This is a genomic window from Chitinophaga silvatica (assembly GCF_003419895.1).
GTDB classification, from domain to species: domain Bacteria; phylum Bacteroidota; class Bacteroidia; order Chitinophagales; family Chitinophagaceae; genus Chitinophaga; species Chitinophaga silvatica.
On the sequence record NZ_QPMM01000002.1, the window covers coordinates 721,992 to 737,845 of the forward strand.

At 38.1% G+C, this 15,854-nt stretch carries 15 protein-coding genes; 11 read left to right on the plus strand and 4 right to left on the minus strand.

The annotated features are described in order from the left end of the window. Positions 1-135 precede the first annotated feature (135 nt). The 4 genes from DVR12_RS07295 (at position 136) to DVR12_RS07310 (ending at position 4,669) form a co-directional block, all read left to right on the plus strand. On the plus strand, positions 136-1,647 hold the full coding sequence (locus DVR12_RS07295) for a sensor histidine kinase (RefSeq protein WP_199417059.1): 1,512 nt from the start codon (positions 136-138) through the stop codon (positions 1,645-1,647). A 9-nt stretch (positions 1,648-1,656) separates the two neighbouring features. Further along, positions 1,657-2,841, plus strand: a complete 1,185-nt coding sequence (locus DVR12_RS07300; protein ID WP_116974979.1) for a DUF4407 domain-containing protein — start codon at positions 1,657-1,659, stop codon at positions 2,839-2,841. Positions 2,842-2,882: 41 nt separating this feature from the next. After that, the gene (locus DVR12_RS07305; protein ID WP_199417060.1) at positions 2,883-3,590 is read left to right on the plus strand and encodes a LytR/AlgR family response regulator transcription factor; all 708 of its coding nucleotides are present in this window, start codon (positions 2,883-2,885) and stop codon (positions 3,588-3,590) included. Positions 3,591-3,676: 86 nt separating this feature from the next. Next, positions 3,677-4,669, plus strand: coding sequence for a sugar phosphate isomerase/epimerase family protein (locus tag DVR12_RS07310; protein ID WP_116974980.1), 993 nt, complete (start codon positions 3,677-3,679; stop codon positions 4,667-4,669). Between the two features lie 73 nt (positions 4,670-4,742). On the opposite strand, the gene DVR12_RS07315 is transcribed toward DVR12_RS07310, so the two are convergent. Continuing rightward, positions 4,743-5,585, minus strand: coding sequence for a dienelactone hydrolase family protein (locus DVR12_RS07315; protein WP_116974981.1), 843 nt, complete (start codon positions 5,583-5,585; stop codon positions 4,743-4,745). 190 nt (positions 5,586-5,775) lie between these two features. On the opposite strand from DVR12_RS07315, the gene DVR12_RS07320 reads away from it, so the two are divergent. Both DVR12_RS07320 and DVR12_RS07325 read left to right on the plus strand, forming a co-directional pair. Then, a complete protein-coding gene (locus DVR12_RS07320; RefSeq protein WP_116974982.1) occupies positions 5,776-6,189 on the plus strand; it encodes a hypothetical protein in 414 nt (137 codons plus the stop codon). A 185-nt stretch (positions 6,190-6,374) separates the two neighbouring features. Continuing rightward, positions 6,375-7,028: a hypothetical protein gene (locus tag DVR12_RS07325; RefSeq protein WP_199417061.1), complete on the plus strand. Its 654-nt coding sequence runs from the start codon at positions 6,375-6,377 to the stop codon at positions 7,026-7,028. 155 nt (positions 7,029-7,183) lie between these two features. Here DVR12_RS07325 and DVR12_RS07330 read toward each other — a convergent pair whose 3' ends face one another. Continuing rightward, positions 7,184-7,951 carry a FecR family protein gene (locus DVR12_RS07330; protein ID WP_116974984.1) on the minus strand — a complete coding sequence of 256 codons (768 nt, stop codon included), beginning with the start codon at positions 7,949-7,951 and terminating at the stop codon, positions 7,184-7,186. Between the two features lie 182 nt (positions 7,952-8,133). On the opposite strand from DVR12_RS07330, the gene DVR12_RS07335 reads away from it, so the two are divergent. The 3 genes from DVR12_RS07335 to DVR12_RS07345 all read left to right on the plus strand — a co-directional run bounded on the left by DVR12_RS07335 (position 8,134) and on the right by DVR12_RS07345 (position 11,143). Then, positions 8,134-9,312 carry a proline dehydrogenase family protein gene (locus DVR12_RS07335; RefSeq protein WP_116974985.1) on the plus strand — a complete coding sequence of 393 codons (1,179 nt, stop codon included), beginning with the start codon at positions 8,134-8,136 and terminating at the stop codon, positions 9,310-9,312. Between the two features lie 507 nt (positions 9,313-9,819). Further along, entirely contained in the window at positions 9,820-10,641 is an 822-nt protein-coding gene (locus DVR12_RS07340) for a thymidylate synthase (RefSeq protein ID WP_116974986.1), read from the plus strand. 10 nt (positions 10,642-10,651) lie between these two features. After that, positions 10,652-11,143: a dihydrofolate reductase gene (locus DVR12_RS07345; RefSeq protein WP_116974987.1), complete on the plus strand. Its 492-nt coding sequence runs from the start codon at positions 10,652-10,654 to the stop codon at positions 11,141-11,143. Between the two features lie 7 nt (positions 11,144-11,150). On the opposite strand, the gene dnaG is transcribed toward DVR12_RS07345, so the two are convergent. Further along, positions 11,151-13,109 (minus strand): DNA primase, encoded by a 1,959-nt coding sequence (dnaG, locus tag DVR12_RS07350; protein ID WP_116974988.1) that lies wholly within the window; start codon positions 13,107-13,109, stop codon positions 11,151-11,153. 118 nt (positions 13,110-13,227) lie between these two features. Here dnaG and DVR12_RS07355 point away from each other — a divergent pair, with 118 nt between their 5' ends. Both DVR12_RS07355 and DVR12_RS07360 read left to right on the plus strand, forming a co-directional pair. Continuing rightward, the gene (locus tag DVR12_RS07355) at positions 13,228-13,545 is read left to right on the plus strand and encodes a T9SS type A sorting domain-containing protein (protein ID WP_116974989.1); all 318 of its coding nucleotides are present in this window, start codon (positions 13,228-13,230) and stop codon (positions 13,543-13,545) included. A gap of 76 nt (positions 13,546-13,621) precedes the next feature. Continuing rightward, positions 13,622-14,800 (plus strand): acetyl-CoA C-acyltransferase, encoded by a 1,179-nt coding sequence (locus DVR12_RS07360; RefSeq protein WP_116974990.1) that lies wholly within the window; start codon positions 13,622-13,624, stop codon positions 14,798-14,800. A 221-nt stretch (positions 14,801-15,021) separates the two neighbouring features. Here the strand turns inward: DVR12_RS07360 and DVR12_RS07365 are convergent, their stop codons facing one another. Next, positions 15,022-15,666 carry a hypothetical protein gene (locus tag DVR12_RS07365; protein ID WP_116974991.1) on the minus strand — a complete coding sequence of 215 codons (645 nt, stop codon included), beginning with the start codon at positions 15,664-15,666 and terminating at the stop codon, positions 15,022-15,024. Positions 15,667-15,854 lie beyond the last annotated feature (188 nt).

Sequence of the window (15,854 nt, forward strand, 5' to 3'; positions counted from 1 at the left end):
GAAAATTGCTAGTTCAATTGTCAATTCAACAATTTTTAATTTTGAGCTTTCACCCCTAATTATTTGTGTTTCGTACCATTTTGAACAAGCGGTCTGAAGACAATCCTTAATATTGCCAGAAATAAATCCGGAGTTATGGCTCAGTTTAAAAGAATTGAATTTGCAATTGCCACTGGTATCTTTCTTTTATTAATGTTTTCTTTACTGTATCCGAGTATCATTTACAATGTATTCGAGCTCCAGAGAATATATGGGAAAAGTTTCGCGACTTATCATCAGGTATTTGACTACTATTTGCACTATTTGATGCCTTCTATTGCAAGAATTATGGCAATATATGTTACGTTTCTTGTCGTCAACTTTATCATTGTGCCCAAATATCTCGAGAAAGGTAACTGGGTCATTGGTGTATTGTTACTGGTGCCGGTTGGGTTATTTTATTTTGTATGTTTCCTGATAGCTAATTCCTATTATAACGGGTACTTATTCGGAGTTTACAGAACAGTAAGAGGGGCGAATATGCATTTTACCAAATCAGCCTTCATTACTACCTTGTTTTCCGGGGTTTTGTATGTTGTTTATTATTATGCCAGGAAGTTGTTTGTTGATTATTGCTATTCAAGAATTTTTGTAGATCCTGCATTCAAAAAACTGCTTACAGAAATATTGTGGGTAGCAGGAATTTTTGTCGGGCTGTTTTGTCTATCATTTAGTGATAGCAGAGATCTGGCTTTCCTGATTTTCTTTTTCGGGCTCTCCCAGATAAGTGTGTTTTTCCTGCTCAGGTATAAGGCATTTCCAGACTTTGTTGACGGGCATCATAAGATATGGCAGCTTATCAGGGATCTGGCATTAATAATATTAATCTGTAACTTTCTGGTGACAATGGTTTCCAGAGCATTTTTCCATGGAAATGGGTCACAGATGGGGGCATTATTCGCCATAGGCTCCTTGGTGTCTCTCGTCCTGGTATCGCCGATTGACTGGTTATTGTTCCGTTCTCAGTTAAATCAGGAAAAAACTGTATTTACATTGAAAAAGGCATTGGGGCATTCATCTGCGAATCTCGATTTTCTTCGTTCACAAATCAATCCGCATTTTTTGTTCAATGCTTTAAATACCCTGTATGGTACAGCTTTACAGGAAGATGCCTCGAGAACCAGTGAAGGAATTCAGAAGTTAGGAGATATGATGCGTTTCATGCTTCATGATAATAATCTTGAAAAAATTTCACTAGATAAGGAAATTGCATATTTGGAGAACTATATTGCATTGCAACGTTTGAGAGTATTATCTTCCCCCGATATTCAAATAGAAGTAAATATCGATGATAGTCAATGCGCTCACCAGATTGCACCTATGTTACTGATCCCTTTTGTTGAAAATGCGTTCAAACATGGAATTAGTTTGCGGCATCGTTCCAGGATCACAATTTCTATGAGTTGTACGCATAATCAGATATTCTTTGACGTTTATAATAGTATACATCCCCGACCTGAAAATGATCCTGAAAAAGATGGAATGGGTATAGGGCTTAATAATGTGAAGGAACGGTTGTCATTATTGTATCCAAACAAACATGAATTAAGCATTCGCAAAACGGCTACAGAATATTTTGTTCATTTAACGATTAATGTTGAAAATTAATAATCACAAATGTTGAAGAAAGAAGAACAACCGTCGGCCTCTCCAGATGGCATGACAAGATTTTTATGGTGGCTGGCAGCAGCAGATATTGACATCCTGAATGAATGTCGCACGGAAAAGGAAAGATTCAGGATCATTGGTATTTCGGTATTAGTGACCTGGATATTTGCCACGCTGGCATGGGGGTATTTTTTCTCAACAATTCTGAATGATGATCTGGCCATTGGTTTGTTGGCCCTGTTTTTTGGATTCGCTATTCTGTCAATAGACCGCACATTGATAGCCGCCATGTCGAGGGCTCAGGGTGGAATAAAAATTATGCCCCTGATTTTCAGACTGGTGCTGGCTATTACGATAGGGCTTTTTGTTTCTCAACCTGTTGTACTTATGTTGTTTAAGAAAGACATAAATGCACAACTGGAGCTATCCCGGCAAACGAAACTGGATGCCTACAGGCAGCAACTGACTAAATTAAATGCAATAGAACTGGGTAAATATACTCAGGGTATAACAGAAGGTAAGCAGAAATTAGCCGATAAGTCGGAAGAATTAAAGGTTTACAGAGAGGCCTATATTCATGAAACCGATGGAACAGGCGGTAGCGGGAGAATTGGAGAATCTGCCATTGCCAAAGTGAAGAAGATGGCTTATTTAAAGTCGGAAGAAGAGTTGCAGGCAATGGAAAGAAGCTGGGCACCTAAACAAAGAGAATTAGAAACCCAGATCAACAGGTTACATGGTGAAGATAGCTTGAAAGAAGCTATTTATTTAGGAACGCTTACAAACGGTTTTTTGGCCCAGATTGAGGCTTTAAATGAACTGACGGATACTCACCCTCCGGTACAGCAACGTTACAGACTTATTGTTTTTATTATTGTGCTGATTGAAGTAATGCCTCTTTTAAGTAAAGTATTGATGCCGCGTGGAGAGTACGACGAAAAATTGGCAGCTGCCACCACTCAGGGAGCCATTAGTGCACAATTGGAGGCCGATAAAGGAGAAGCCTTGCAACAGCATTACCAGGAAGCCGCGCTGGCATCAGACAAAGAAACAATTGATCAGTTATTTGCAGCCAGTAGCGATATGAGGAAAGAACAGGTAGATGAACTGGTGAAAGAATGGAGAAACAAAGATGATAATCAGTACCGCAGATTCTGGCAACAGGCCAAAAAGTTACTAATCGGTAAAATGTAAAGAATAGCTATTTTTATAGTTAAGGTAAATATAGAAGCTATATGAAGCTGACAGCGATTGCGATAGATGATGAACCAGTAGCTTTAGCAGTAATAGAAAATCATGCTGCCAAAGTACCATTTCTGGAGATGAAAGGCTTTTTTACAAATGCTTTTGAAGCTATAGATTTTCTGAGCAAGGAGAAGGTTGACCTGCTATTCCTGGATATAAAAATGCCGGATATATCAGGGTTGGATTTGATTACTAGTTTCCCAAATCCACCTATGACCGTATTTACCACAGCCTATTCAGAACATGCAGTAAAAAGTTTTGAGCTGGATGCTATTGATTATTTGCTGAAACCTTTTTCTCTTATTCGCTTCATGAAGGCCTGCAATAAGGCTCATAGCTTGTTGCAGTTGAGACAGCAACAAACGGTTGGACTTCCGCAAAAAGACTTACAGGAATATATCTTTATAAAAAGTGGTTATGAGCAATTCAGGGTTATGCTGGAAGATATCCTGTATCTGGAGAGTGCCGGAAATTATGTCAATTTCATTCTTGCAGACCGAAAGTTAATGTCGAGACTTTCTATGCAGGAGGCTATAGATTTATTACCAGATAATACCTTTACCAGGGTACATCGATCATATATTGTAGCGAATAACAAGATAGAGCGGGCAGACAGAAATTCGTTATATATCAGAAATATCCCCATTCCTATTGGAGCAGCTTATGCTTCATCTATAGAAAAGATTTTTAATTCATGAAAATTGATGTCGTATAGACAATTATTTATGAATAAACTTGGATATGGAATTCTAAAATGATATTTTGGAATGATAAAACCACGTATATGCGAAATACAAATAACCGCAGAGAATTTTTAAGACAATTGGGATGGTATACAATGGGAGTGGGTATGCTTCCTGCAGCATTGGCTGCATGTAATACCGGTAAGTCGACAGGTGAGGACAGTGATAGTGCAACAATCACATCAAAGAAGCTGCAAGCTATTGATGAAGGGTTGTTTTTTAAGATCTCGTTGGCAGAATGGTCATTCCATAAGGCTTTGTTTGCCGGAAAAATGAGTCATCTTGATTTTCCGGAAAGAGCCAGGAAGGAATTCGGGATCAGCGGTGTTGAATATGTAAATCAATTTTTCAAAGATAAAGCAAACGATAAAACATATTTAGGAGAGCTAAAGAAGAGATGTGAGGATTTGGATGTAAGGAGTGTTTTGATTATGTGTGATGGAGAAGGGGAGATGGGAGATTTGGATGCTAAAAAGCGTTTACAGGCTGTGGAGAATCATTATAAATGGGTAGAAGCAGCTCAGTTTTTGGGTTGCCATTCGATCCGTGTAAATGCAGCGGGAGAGGGAAGTCCGGAGGCAGTGGCCCAGGCAGCAGTAGATTCATTAACTAAGCTGGCAACTTTCGGAAAAGACCATGGAATAAATGTGATTGTGGAAAACCATGGGGGCATTTCTTCCGATGGAAAATGGCTCAGTGGAATTATGAAAGCTGTGAATATGCCGGAATGCGGTACTTTACCAGATTTTGGAAACTTCTGTCTGAAAGGAACACCAGAGCACTGTGAAGAAGCATATGATCGTTATCAGGGAGTTGCAGAATTGATGCCTTTTGCAGAAGGTGTAAGTGCTAAAACTTACAATTTCGGACCAGATGGCAATGAAGTGGAAATCGATTATGGTAAAATGTTATCGATAGTGAAAAATGCCGGCTATAATGGTTTTGTGGGTATTGAATATGAGGGAGAACAATTATCCGAAGAAGAAGGAATCAGAAAAACCATTGCTTTGTTACAGAAGTATGGTAAAGCATAAAAGATAAAAAGGGGTGTATCAAAAGTAATTGTTTCAATAAGAGAAAAAGATACTTTTGATACACCCATTACGTTTATTCAAATTGTTTCCGTAAGAAGGCAATAGCATGCTTATAAGCATCTTCTGTGGCTTCTACATTATAATCGGGGTTACTTGGATTAGCAAAGCCGTGATCTGCATTATAACGTTTAACCATTAAAGTTTTACCAGCCTCTTTCATATTCTTTTCAAACTCATCTACCAACTCCGTATTAATACCTTTATCCTTCGTTCCAAATATCCCTAAAACAGGAGCTGTCAGCGTTTTAAGTTTATTGACATCCTTCTCTGGCATTCCATAATACATTACAACTCCTATATTATGTTCACCTTCAAGCAGGGCCGACTGAAGAGCTAATCCACCTCCAAAGCACCAGCCGATACTGGCAATTTCGGCATCAGGACCGGCATATTTTATAGCTCCCTGCATGATAGACTCTAAACGATCCAATGAAGCATCCTTCATGTATTTAGCAGCATCTTCGCGATTAGCAGCCACTTTCTGATCATACATATCTACAGCCAGTACGTTTACTGTACCATTGAGGTCGTTATATAATTTTTCAGATTGTTTTTTGATGTAATCATTCACACCCCACCATTCCTGATATACAAACAGGTATTTATCTGAGGGTTCTTTGGCTTTTAATAAGAATCCATAGCCCATTTTACCGTCTGGTGTGGGGAAGGTAATGGTAGTGCCATCCATTCCTTCATATTTGTAAGGTAATGGATTTTCGTGGGCCATTTTAAAGTCTTCCCGCTCTGCCAGCATGCTGAATTCTTTGATTGCGTCTGAGTGACAGCAAGGGGATGTTTGAGCAAATATTTTTGCAGGAACGCAGAAAAACAATAACAGCCATAAATGAAGTTTCATAGTAGTAATAGTTTTAAGCGAATTGAAGAATAAGGAGAGTGGATTATTATTGAATCGAACTGTTAATAGTTTGATCAAATAGAAAACGAACTTCGCACATTTTTTTGGATTTAGCAAGCTGAATCGCTTGTTGGTATTGAATGTTAGGATGTCATATTATTTTGATGATAATTAACATTAAAATTTTTAAATGATTTTATCAGGTAAGGATTGCGCGGATATTGGCTTTGCGGATTTATATTTGAGTATGATGACACACCAACAACACAGGAATTTGGAAACTCTGTTAAAGATTCAGCGGAAAAGAATAAAGGAATCTCCAGAGTATTGCCTTGAATTAATGGAGGCACTTGGGTTCAAAGAGCAATTGCCACAAATGAGGGAGGCTTATGAACAGGAGAAAAAGGAAAAAGAAGAACAACGAAAGGTCCAAAGGAAAATAAAACGGCTAAAGGCAAAAGGAATTGAAATCTGTTCTTGCTGCGGGCAAAGAATTGTGGTAAATCCATTATTAGATGTCTCTGAAAAAAAGAAAGTTAAAAGAACTTCAGTTAATGTGGAGAAATCTGAATTAATAAAGAAAAAGAAAAAAAGAGATTATTAACATTATTTCTGTACGATTAAAGTTAGTATTGGTCATTACCAAATATTTTGATCATTTTTTACAGATGCTTTTACTATGTCTGATTGATTTTCATTTTTGTGAATATGGTTAAGAATAACCCTTTTGTTAAAGTGAAAATTTAAAGTCCATCTTAGAAATTATATCATAAATATTCTGGCTGGTTTATGTCAAATCTTATGCATAATTCTGAGATTAATTATTCTTCAGATCATGGATTGTTACTTGGTTTTCATGGCTGTGATAAAGCAGTAAGAGATGCTGTATTGTTGGGTGAAACTGAATTAAGAGGCAGTAACAATAATTTTGATTGGTTAGGTGATGGCATTTATTTTTGGCAGAATAATTATAGCAGGGCATTAGATTATGCAACTAATCCGCCACCTAATATTATTATTAAACATCCTGCAGTTTTAGGTGCCGTATTTTCACTTGGAAATTGCCTCGATCTTACAGATAGAGAATGTTTGAGGCATATTAATTCTTCCTATAGAAACCTGATTAAAATATCAGAAGATTTAGGAGCAAAAGTTCCGAAAAATATCGGTGCATCTTCTTCAAAAGATATTGATCGTTTACTAAGGTATCTTGATTGTTCGGTTATAAAAAATTTACATAGAATTGTAAGAGAAGGTATTGTTGTTGATGAATTATTAGTTACTGAACCTTTCGAATCTGTCAGAGCTGCTTTTATTGAAGGAGAACCAATTTATGAAGGCGCAGGATTCTACAACAAAACACATATTCAAATCTGTATCAGAAACCCTAATCTTATTAAAGGATATTTTATGCCAAGGAGGGAATTGGAGTGGATACCATAATAAATACTTGAGTTTAGTGTACTGATTATGTGTTTTATTACTATGGCTGTAAGCTACAAGAGGAACACAGTTGTTCATCATTTCAACATACTATACTGATTCCATTTCATTATTCAACTTCAAAATGAAAGGGAATCAGCACAGCAGTTACATCATTACAAATTTATTTTTACTCCCTTGGAACTAATCTTATAAGTAAAGTGCATATCCTTACTTAGTTTGCTTAATACATCTTCCAATGTAGCCTTGTGGAAAATTTGTTCTTTGATATCCGGAGTTTTAGATCCATCTCCCGAAATAACAACATCTACTCCAAACCAATCTTCTAGTGTACGGGAGAGTTGCATAATTGTAATATTCTTCAGTATCAGGGAATCAGATAACCAGGCTTCCAACTCTTCAGGATGATAGGTTTCTTTTTCCATAAGGTCTATTTCATTATTGGCGAGAATCATTTGTCCTCTTTCCAGAATTTCAGGTTGATTATCTGTTGCTGAATAATAAGACTTACTAACCCTTACCTGACCATTCAACAGGTAAAAGGTTGCCCCATGTTGAGCACCAAAAGATCTCATACGGAAAGAAGTTCCCAGTACTGTAGCTTTAAGTTTGTCGGAAGTTACAGTAAATGTATCCTTGCCTGGTTTTACATCAAAGAACGCATCTCCGTCCAGAAGCACAGCCCGGTTTCCGGGAAATGAATCAGGTACTGCCAGGAAGGTGGCTGAATTTAGAATAACTGTACTGCTATCTGGCAATGTTACTGGGGTTCTAACCCCAATTTTGCCTTCATAGGTATGATATGTAATTCCTGGAACCTTAAGAGAATCCAATTTACTTTCAGTTGTTTTAGTGCCACAGCTCATTAATACTATACCTGCCCAAAAAGCCGAAAAAAATATAGTATCATTTTTAAATTGCATATACCAGGTATTTTGTATGTAATAATAAAACCCTAAAAATAGTAAAATAAACAGAGGCAAAAAGTTAGGCTTAAACAATTTATGAGTAGCAATAGACAATATTCGTTAACGCTATTAAAAAGTTATGTTGATATTCTAATGATTTTTGTTTAGAAGTCAGGCGCCCCCTAACTTTGCGGCCCATGGACAAGCAGCTATCTTTATCTTTCGATAATACGGCAATTGCATTCGAAGCAAAAACCGATAAGGACCTGAAAAGGGCCAACTTTCTTTTTAGCAATATAGGCAAACCCTGGTTAGTAAAGTTTGGTGCAACAATGACACCACTGGCTTTCAAACTAGGTCTTCCTATTAAAGGAATAATTAAAAATACCATCTTCGCACAATTCTGTGGTGGTGAATCTCTCGAAGAAGCTGCAGCTACCGCTTTAAAGCTGGGAAATTACCATGTAGGTGTAGCACTCGACTACGGTGTTGAAGCAATGGAAGGTGAAAATAGCTATGATGCTGCTGTTCCGGAATTTATCAGAGCTATTCAATACGCTGCAACCCGTCCGGATATTCCATTTATTGCAATTAAAATTACCGGCTTCGCCAGATTTGAATTGCTTGAAAAATTACATCGCAAAGATAGCCTTACTCCTGAAGAACAGGCCGAGTATAAGAGAGTAAGAAACCGTATTCATTCAATTGCTGAGGCTGGTGCTCACCATGATGTTGCTATCCTGGTAGACGCCGAAGAATCCTGGATTCAAGACCCCGTAGATGACCTCACCAATGAAATGATGTCTTTATTCAATAAGAAAAAAGTAATCGTTTATAATACCTTCCAGATGTATTGCCACGACAGACTAGAATACCTCAGAGTATCTCTGGCTGCCGCTCAGAAAGACGGATACCTGCTTGGAGCAAAATTGGTAAGGGGTGCTTATATGGAGAAGGAAAATAAACGTGCAGCTGAAAATAATTACCCAACTCCAATTCAGCCTAGTAAACAAGCTACCGATAACGACTACAATACCGCTGTAAAATTGTGCATCGAGAACCTGGATAAGTTGTCTGTTTTCATTGGCACTCACAATGAAGATAGTTGCATGCTGGCCGCCCGACTAATGCATGAAAAAGGATATAAACACAATCATGAGCATGTCAACTTCTCCCAATTATTGGGGATGAGTGATAATATTACCTTCAATTTGGCTCATGCTGGATATAATGTTTCCAAATATCTCCCATACGGACCAGTAAAAGAAGTGCTTCCATATTTGATTCGCCGCGCCCAGGAAAATACTTCCATAGCCGGACAAATGGGTAGAGAATTATCCCTGATCCGCAAAGAGATGAAACGTAGAAGAATCTAAGCTGCTAACATTCAGAGTAGAAGAATCTAAACTGATCATATACTCTCAAAATGATAAAAGGTTTAGATATCAAATAGATCAATTACACTCAAAAGATAAAAATAGAGAAGTCGAAATAGCGAAGAGATAAAGCATATAGGAATTAAACCAGATCACATCCTCTTTAATGATACATTACATCCTCTCCAAAATGAAGCTTAGAACAAGCTAAACCTGCTTTTTAATAGTATAATAACTGAAATGCCAGACACAAGCAGTGTTTGGCATTTCAGTTTATTTTTGCTTACAGGAATAATGCTTCATCTTCACTCGTTTTTGACTAAATGTTTTCATCATCTGTTTGAAATCAATAGGTCTTATCAGAGATTTTATTCACCAATTTCTCACCATTTCCTTATAAAATCTTCGCAATTAATTGATAGTCAATTGATTTTATTGTCAAAAATTCACCAGCCTTTACTAACCCTGGGAACTTTTTCACAATTCTTCCTTAACTTGCCCTCAATTATGGATCAGTATCTAACTCTACTTCAACATATTCTGGATGAAGGAACTGTAAAAACCGACCGCACTGGTACCGGTACAACAAGTTGCTTCGGCTATCAAATGCGTTTTAACCTTCAGGAAGGTTTCCCTATTGTTACTACTAAGAAACTTCACCTTAAATCCATTATTTACGAACTGCTTTGGTTTTTAAATGGAGATACCAACATCAAATGGTTAAAAGAACATGGTGTAAGTATCTGGGATGAATGGGCAGATCCAAACGGTGATCTGGGTCCTGTATATGGTAAACAATGGCGTAGCTGGGAAACTCGCGACGGTAATGTAATTGACCAGATTACAGATGCTGTAAATACCATTAAAAAGAATCCTGATTCCCGTAGGATTATCGTGAACGCATGGAATGTGGGCGATTTACCTAAAATGGCCCTGAGTCCTTGTCATTGCTTATTCCAGTTTTATGTAACACCAGCAAATACTGCTAAAGGTGAAACAAAAGGAAAGCTTAGTTGCCAATTGTATCAGAGAAGTGCAGATGTATTTCTGGGAGTTCCTTTTAATATAGCATCCTATGCACTTCTGACAATGATGATGGCACAGGTTTGTGATCTCGAACCCGGCGACTTTATCCATACTTTTGGTGATGTACATCTCTACAGTAATCATATTGAACAGGCGAAACTGCAATTAACCAGGAAGCCATACCCGTTACCAGTAATGAAAATTAACCCTGAAGTAAAGGATATATTTTCGTTCCAATATTCAGATTTTGAATTGGTAAACTATCAGTTTCATCCTGCTATAAAAGCACCTGTAGCGGTATAATTTCAATATTATGCGAGTATCCATCATTGTTGCAGCTTCTGAAAACAATGTAGTTGGCATAAATAATATGCTGCCCTGGAAAATATCTACTGATCTCAAGTATTTTAAATCCGTTACGATGGGTAAGCCCATCATTATGGGACGTAAAACCTTTGATTCCATACGTAAGCCGTTACCAGGACGACCCAATATTGTAATCACCCGCCAGCGTGATTTTAAGCCCGAAGGTGTTTATGTAGTAAACTCTATTGAAGAGGCCATTCGTAAAGCTCAATCATTTGGAGAAGAAGAAATTTTTATCACAGGTGGGGCACAAATCTTCGAGGAAGCGTGGCCGTTAGTTAGCAGAATATATCTGACACGGGTATACGCTGTTGTACATGGCGATGCATTTTTCCCGCAAATTGATGGAAATGAATTTGAATTGATTAGTGATGAGCGCCATGAATTGAGTGAGAAAGATGAGTTTCCTTTCTCTTTTCAGGTTTGGGAAAGAATATAGTCTGAACTTATTTAAAGACTACTGTTCCCATTCCATTGGTCAGTTCTCTTTCCAATGTATTCAGGTGTTTCTGCATTTCCAGACAAACCATCAGTTGTTCCATATCAGTAGCCTTTTTGGCTTCTTCCTGATTTTCGAAGATTAGCTTCTTTATTTTTCTCAGAATAAGATAGTTGGTGGTGGAGATAGTATCTCTCAGGTAGGCATTATCTCCATATACTGTATCAATTTCAAAGCGATCTTTCCAGTTGATACTTAAATCTGCTTCTTTATCTGCCAGGATTTCTGCAATCTGACGGGATAAGATTTGATCTTCGTGATAGAGAAACCACTTACGGTCCAGCAATTCGCCAGTATCGTATTTCAATTTATATTCCCTGAGGATACGCTTTACCAATTCACTCTCAGCCAGTGCTTCGAAGTCGTAAGGTAATCTGAAGATATAATCAGCAACCGTAATGTTTTCTTCATCATTGAAGGTTTTATCGCCAAAACGAAGCAGAATTTTAACCAGTTCTCTTTCCTGTCTTTCATGGCCGCTGAGCAAAGATTCAACAGATATCCCTGTTTCTGCAGCTTCCATGGCCGCAATAGCTTCTTCGCTTAAAGCATCACTTCCCTGGTTTTTGGCCAGGGCATTTTCACGCTTAACAAGTCGGTCTCTGATGAATTTATTGACCAGTTGAATCAATCCCTGCTCATCGATATGCAGTAACTGACTACATTGACGGATATAATCCTGTTGTCTGGTAAAATCTTCCGTCTTGTCGATTTTGGAAATAGTTTCTGCTATTTCATTAACAAGCTGGGATTTTTTTGTGCTGTCGCTTCCTGCTTCCTGCATACTGATTTGCAGTTTAAACAGCACAAAGTCTTTCTTATTTTCCTGTATGAATTCGCGGAATGCATTAGCTCCAATTTTTTGGACATAGCTATCCGGATCTTCTTTATCGGGAAGGAGTACAAGTTTAACGTTAAGTCCTTCTTCTATGGCCATATCCAATCCACGTAATGCGGCTTTAACACCGGCACTATCACCGTCGTAGAGGATGGTGAGGTTATTGGTATATTTCTTTATTAATCGAAGCTGGTCTTGCGTCAGTGAAGTACCGCTGGAAGCAACAACATTTTCAACTCCTGCCTGGTGCAGTGATATAACGTCGGTATATCCTTCTACAAGCAAACATTCATTGAGTTTATCAATAGAATGTCGTGCAAAGTAGGTTCCATACAATACCCGGCTTTTGACATAAATGTCATTTTCGGGAGAGTTGATATACTTTGGGGCTCTATCTGATTTTCCCAGAATACGTGCGCCGAATCCAAGAATCTTCCCGGACTGGTTATGAATGGGAAATATTACTCTGCCTCTATAGTTATCTGCCGGCTGGTCGTTCCGTATGGTAACCAATCCGGTTTTTTGCAGGTACTCCAGGTTGTAACCTTTGTCCAGAGCCGATTGAGAAAAGGAGTTGAAGGTATTGAGACAGTAGCCCAGTTGAAATTTTTTGATAGTTTCTTCTGTAAAACCTCTTTCTTCAAAATAGCTTAATCCAATATTTTGTCCTTCTTCCGAATTAAAAAGCGTATCGGTAAAATATTCTCTAGCGTAGTTATTGATGATGAAAAGGCTATCTGCCAGCAGTTGTTGTTGTTTCTGCTCTGCACTTACTTCGGTTTCCTCTAATTCTATTTGGTAACGTTGGGCAAGCCAACGAAGAGCTTCAACATAGGAGTATTTTTCATGCTCCATGACGAAGTTGATTGTATTGCCACTGGCACCACAACCGAAGCATTTATAGATTTCTTTCCCGGGAGAAACAGTGAAAGAGGGCGATTTTTCATTATGAAACGGGCATAACCCTAAGTAATTGGCACCTCTTTTTTTCAATTTCACAAAAGAGCCAACTATTTCCACAATATCAATGCGGTTAAGAATCTGCTGTATGGATTGCTGGGATATCACGCTGCGAAATTACAGGAATTTCATTATTGGAGAGAATTGAATCAGAATACCCATAATAATTTCAAATAGATTATGTATTTTTATACTATTAAAAACCGTCTTTAAACCCCCGTATCCTATGAAGAAAAATCTACTTTTATTTATTATTTCATTACTGTCATTTACCCTCCCAACCAGGGCCGGTGACGATAATTCTGATAAGCCTTTGGTTATCAAAGCTTATCCTAATCCTTCCACAGGCATTGTATATTTTCAATTACCCGCCATAACTGCCAAACAGATATTGCTGGAAGTATTTAATCCAATTGGAACTTTAGTGCAAAAAAAGGTATTTGATGGGCAGCAGCCTATGTCTGTCGATTTAAGGGATCAGCCTAAAGGATTGTATTACTTAAGGGTCAATGGGGCTAAAGCTATTCCAGTAGTGATTTACTAGTGTCAGCAACTGTTCCCGTCATCTTTTTTCTTATATTTGATAGATTAAAAAATGCCAAACAATCTTAATTTATCAGATGAAAGAAGTATTTATAGTATCGACAGTTCGTACACCTATTGGCTCATTTAATGGGGCATTATCAAGTGTTCCTGCAACCAAACTGGGGTCTATAGTTATCAAGGCCGCGTTGGAAAGAGCTGGAGTGGATGCCAATAAGGTAGACGAAGTATATATGGGGAACGTTCTCAGCGCTAATCTAGGCCAGGCTCCTGCAAATCAGGCTAGTTTGGGTGCCGGATTGCCAAATACAGTACCATGTACTACCGTTAATAAAGTTTGTGCTTCAGGTATGAAAGCTATTATGTTGGCTGCTCAGAGCATTATGCTGGGCGACAATGACATTGTAGTAGCCGGAGGTATGGAAAATATGAGCGCAGCTCCCTATTATCTGGATAAGGCCCGTAATGGCTATAAATTAGGTCATGGAGCCCTTATAGACGGTATTATCCGTGATGGCTTGTGGGACCCTTATCACGATTACCATATGGGAAATGCAGCTGAATTATGTGCCAAAGAGTACAATATCAGCAGAGAAGAGCAGGACGCCTATGCAGCTGAAAGCTATAAACGCGCAGCAGCAGCCTGGCAGGCCGGGTTTTTTAATACAGAAGTAGTTCCTGTGGAAGTACCTGGTAAACAAGTTGTTACAGTCACTGAAGACGAGGATTATAAAAAGGTGATCTTTGATAAGATCGCAACATTAAAGCCTAGTTTCCAGAAAGACGGTACAGTTACCGCTGCGAATGCATCAAATATCAATGATGGGGCTTCAGCAGTTGTTTTGGTAAGTGGCGAGAAAGTGAAAGAACTTGGATTGAAGCCATTAGCTAAAATAATCAGCTTTGCGGATGCTTCTCAGGCTCCGGAATGGTTTACTACTACTCCGGTAAAGGCAATTAATAAAGCGCTTGAAAAAGCCGGAAAACAGCTCAGTGATGTAGATTTTATTGAAATCAACGAAGCATTTTCTGTAGTACCTATTTCTAATGCGAGAGATCTTGGGGTATCGCTGGATAAGGTGAATGTATGGGGTGGAGCCGTATCCATGGGGCACCCAATCGGATGTAGTGGCGCCCGTATCGTTACTACCTTAAACAGTATCCTTCAAAGTAAAAATGCTAATCTGGGTGTTGCCGGAATTTGCAACGGCGGCGGTGGTGCCAGTGCAATTGTAATAGAAAGAGTTAAAAATTAATCATTTAGATAAAAATAGAAAGCGGCTGTATCAAGTTATAATACAGCCGCTTTCTATTTGGCAAATTTAGAATTGTGAATATCAATGACCGATATAAGCCTGCTATGTGTTCTTATTAATGGTTAATAAGCTTGTATTTAACTGCTTACCTACTATGTGTCATAGCATCAGGCTTTATTGCAATCGCAGCATTGAGGGTTAATAGCCCTGGACCTAACCACTTATAAACTATGTGTTTTAGCACCAGGCTTCAACGCTATCGTAGTATCAATTTTGTTATTAGCGCTTTTAAGTTGGATCCTTACACTGTCATTCCCCTGTTTATCCATCTTTAGCAGCCTTACTTCCGCTTTCGGGGAAATTATATCCGGAGTCACTTTCTCAAAGAAAAATAATTTGTCTTCTACCAGGCTATAAACCGGGTAGGCCGACAAAATCCCCGTAGTTTTTGTTTGCAGGGCAAAATCATCATCAATTTTATACCGGGTAAATTTACTGTCGGAGAAAATTGTAATGGCAATTACCAACGTTATGATTCTCAGAGGTGGAATAAGCAGTCCTAGTAGTAGCAAAAAGGGAAAACCAAACAGGCAAAGTAAATAAGCATAACGGGCATCATTATCCGGCTTGGTGAGTCCAAATAACAGCATCCCTGAACCGGCATAAAGGGTGAAGAACACTCTTTCGGTTTGGGTGCCTTTAAAACCCCAGTCATTTAACATCAATAACAGGCAAAGAAAAGCCAGGGAACCGAAAATAATATGTATATACCACAATAAAGCATAAGCTTCGGGGGCTCTTACTTTTTTAATTTTTAACGAGAGAGCACCTAAAAAGCACAGCAATAGAATAGTAATAGTAATCATGGCCTGTAGAAAGTTGGCGAAGGCAATATAAAATTATTAAAATATAAATATATGTATTTGTTTTAATAAAACTTTGATTTCTATGTAAGAATTAGTTATGATAATTATTAATCCGTTCTTTACTTTGCTTTTTCATTTACAAACAATATTTTTGCCCTGCCTTATTTATAGGCATTAAAAACTTTTCA

Coding starts and splice junctions, on each gene's coding strand:
- DVR12_RS07305 (WP_199417060.1), top strand. CDS start 2,883: ATGAAGCTGACAGCGATTGCGATAGATGATGAACCAGTAGCTTTAGCA.
- DVR12_RS07295 (WP_199417059.1), top strand. CDS start 136: ATGGCTCAGTTTAAAAGAATTGAATTTGCAATTGCCACTGGTATCTTT.
- DVR12_RS07310 (WP_116974980.1), top strand. CDS start 3,677: ATGCGAAATACAAATAACCGCAGAGAATTTTTAAGACAATTGGGATGG.
- DVR12_RS07355 (WP_116974989.1), top strand. CDS start 13,228: ATGAAGAAAAATCTACTTTTATTTATTATTTCATTACTGTCATTTACC.
- DVR12_RS07345 (WP_116974987.1), top strand. CDS start 10,652: ATGCGAGTATCCATCATTGTTGCAGCTTCTGAAAACAATGTAGTTGGC.
- DVR12_RS07320 (WP_116974982.1), top strand. CDS start 5,776: ATGATTTTATCAGGTAAGGATTGCGCGGATATTGGCTTTGCGGATTTA.
- DVR12_RS07325 (WP_199417061.1), top strand. CDS start 6,375: ATGTCAAATCTTATGCATAATTCTGAGATTAATTATTCTTCAGATCAT.
- DVR12_RS07360 (WP_116974990.1), top strand. CDS start 13,622: ATGAAAGAAGTATTTATAGTATCGACAGTTCGTACACCTATTGGCTCA.
- DVR12_RS07365 (WP_116974991.1), bottom strand. CDS start 15,666: ATGATTACTATTACTATTCTATTGCTGTGCTTTTTAGGTGCTCTCTCG.
- DVR12_RS07330 (WP_116974984.1), bottom strand. CDS start 7,951: ATGCAATTTAAAAATGATACTATATTTTTTTCGGCTTTTTGGGCAGGT.
- DVR12_RS07335 (WP_116974985.1), top strand. CDS start 8,134: ATGGACAAGCAGCTATCTTTATCTTTCGATAATACGGCAATTGCATTC.
- DVR12_RS07315 (WP_116974981.1), bottom strand. CDS start 5,585: ATGAAACTTCATTTATGGCTGTTATTGTTTTTCTGCGTTCCTGCAAAA.
- DVR12_RS07300 (WP_116974979.1), top strand. CDS start 1,657: ATGTTGAAGAAAGAAGAACAACCGTCGGCCTCTCCAGATGGCATGACA.
- DVR12_RS07340 (WP_116974986.1), top strand. CDS start 9,820: ATGGATCAGTATCTAACTCTACTTCAACATATTCTGGATGAAGGAACT.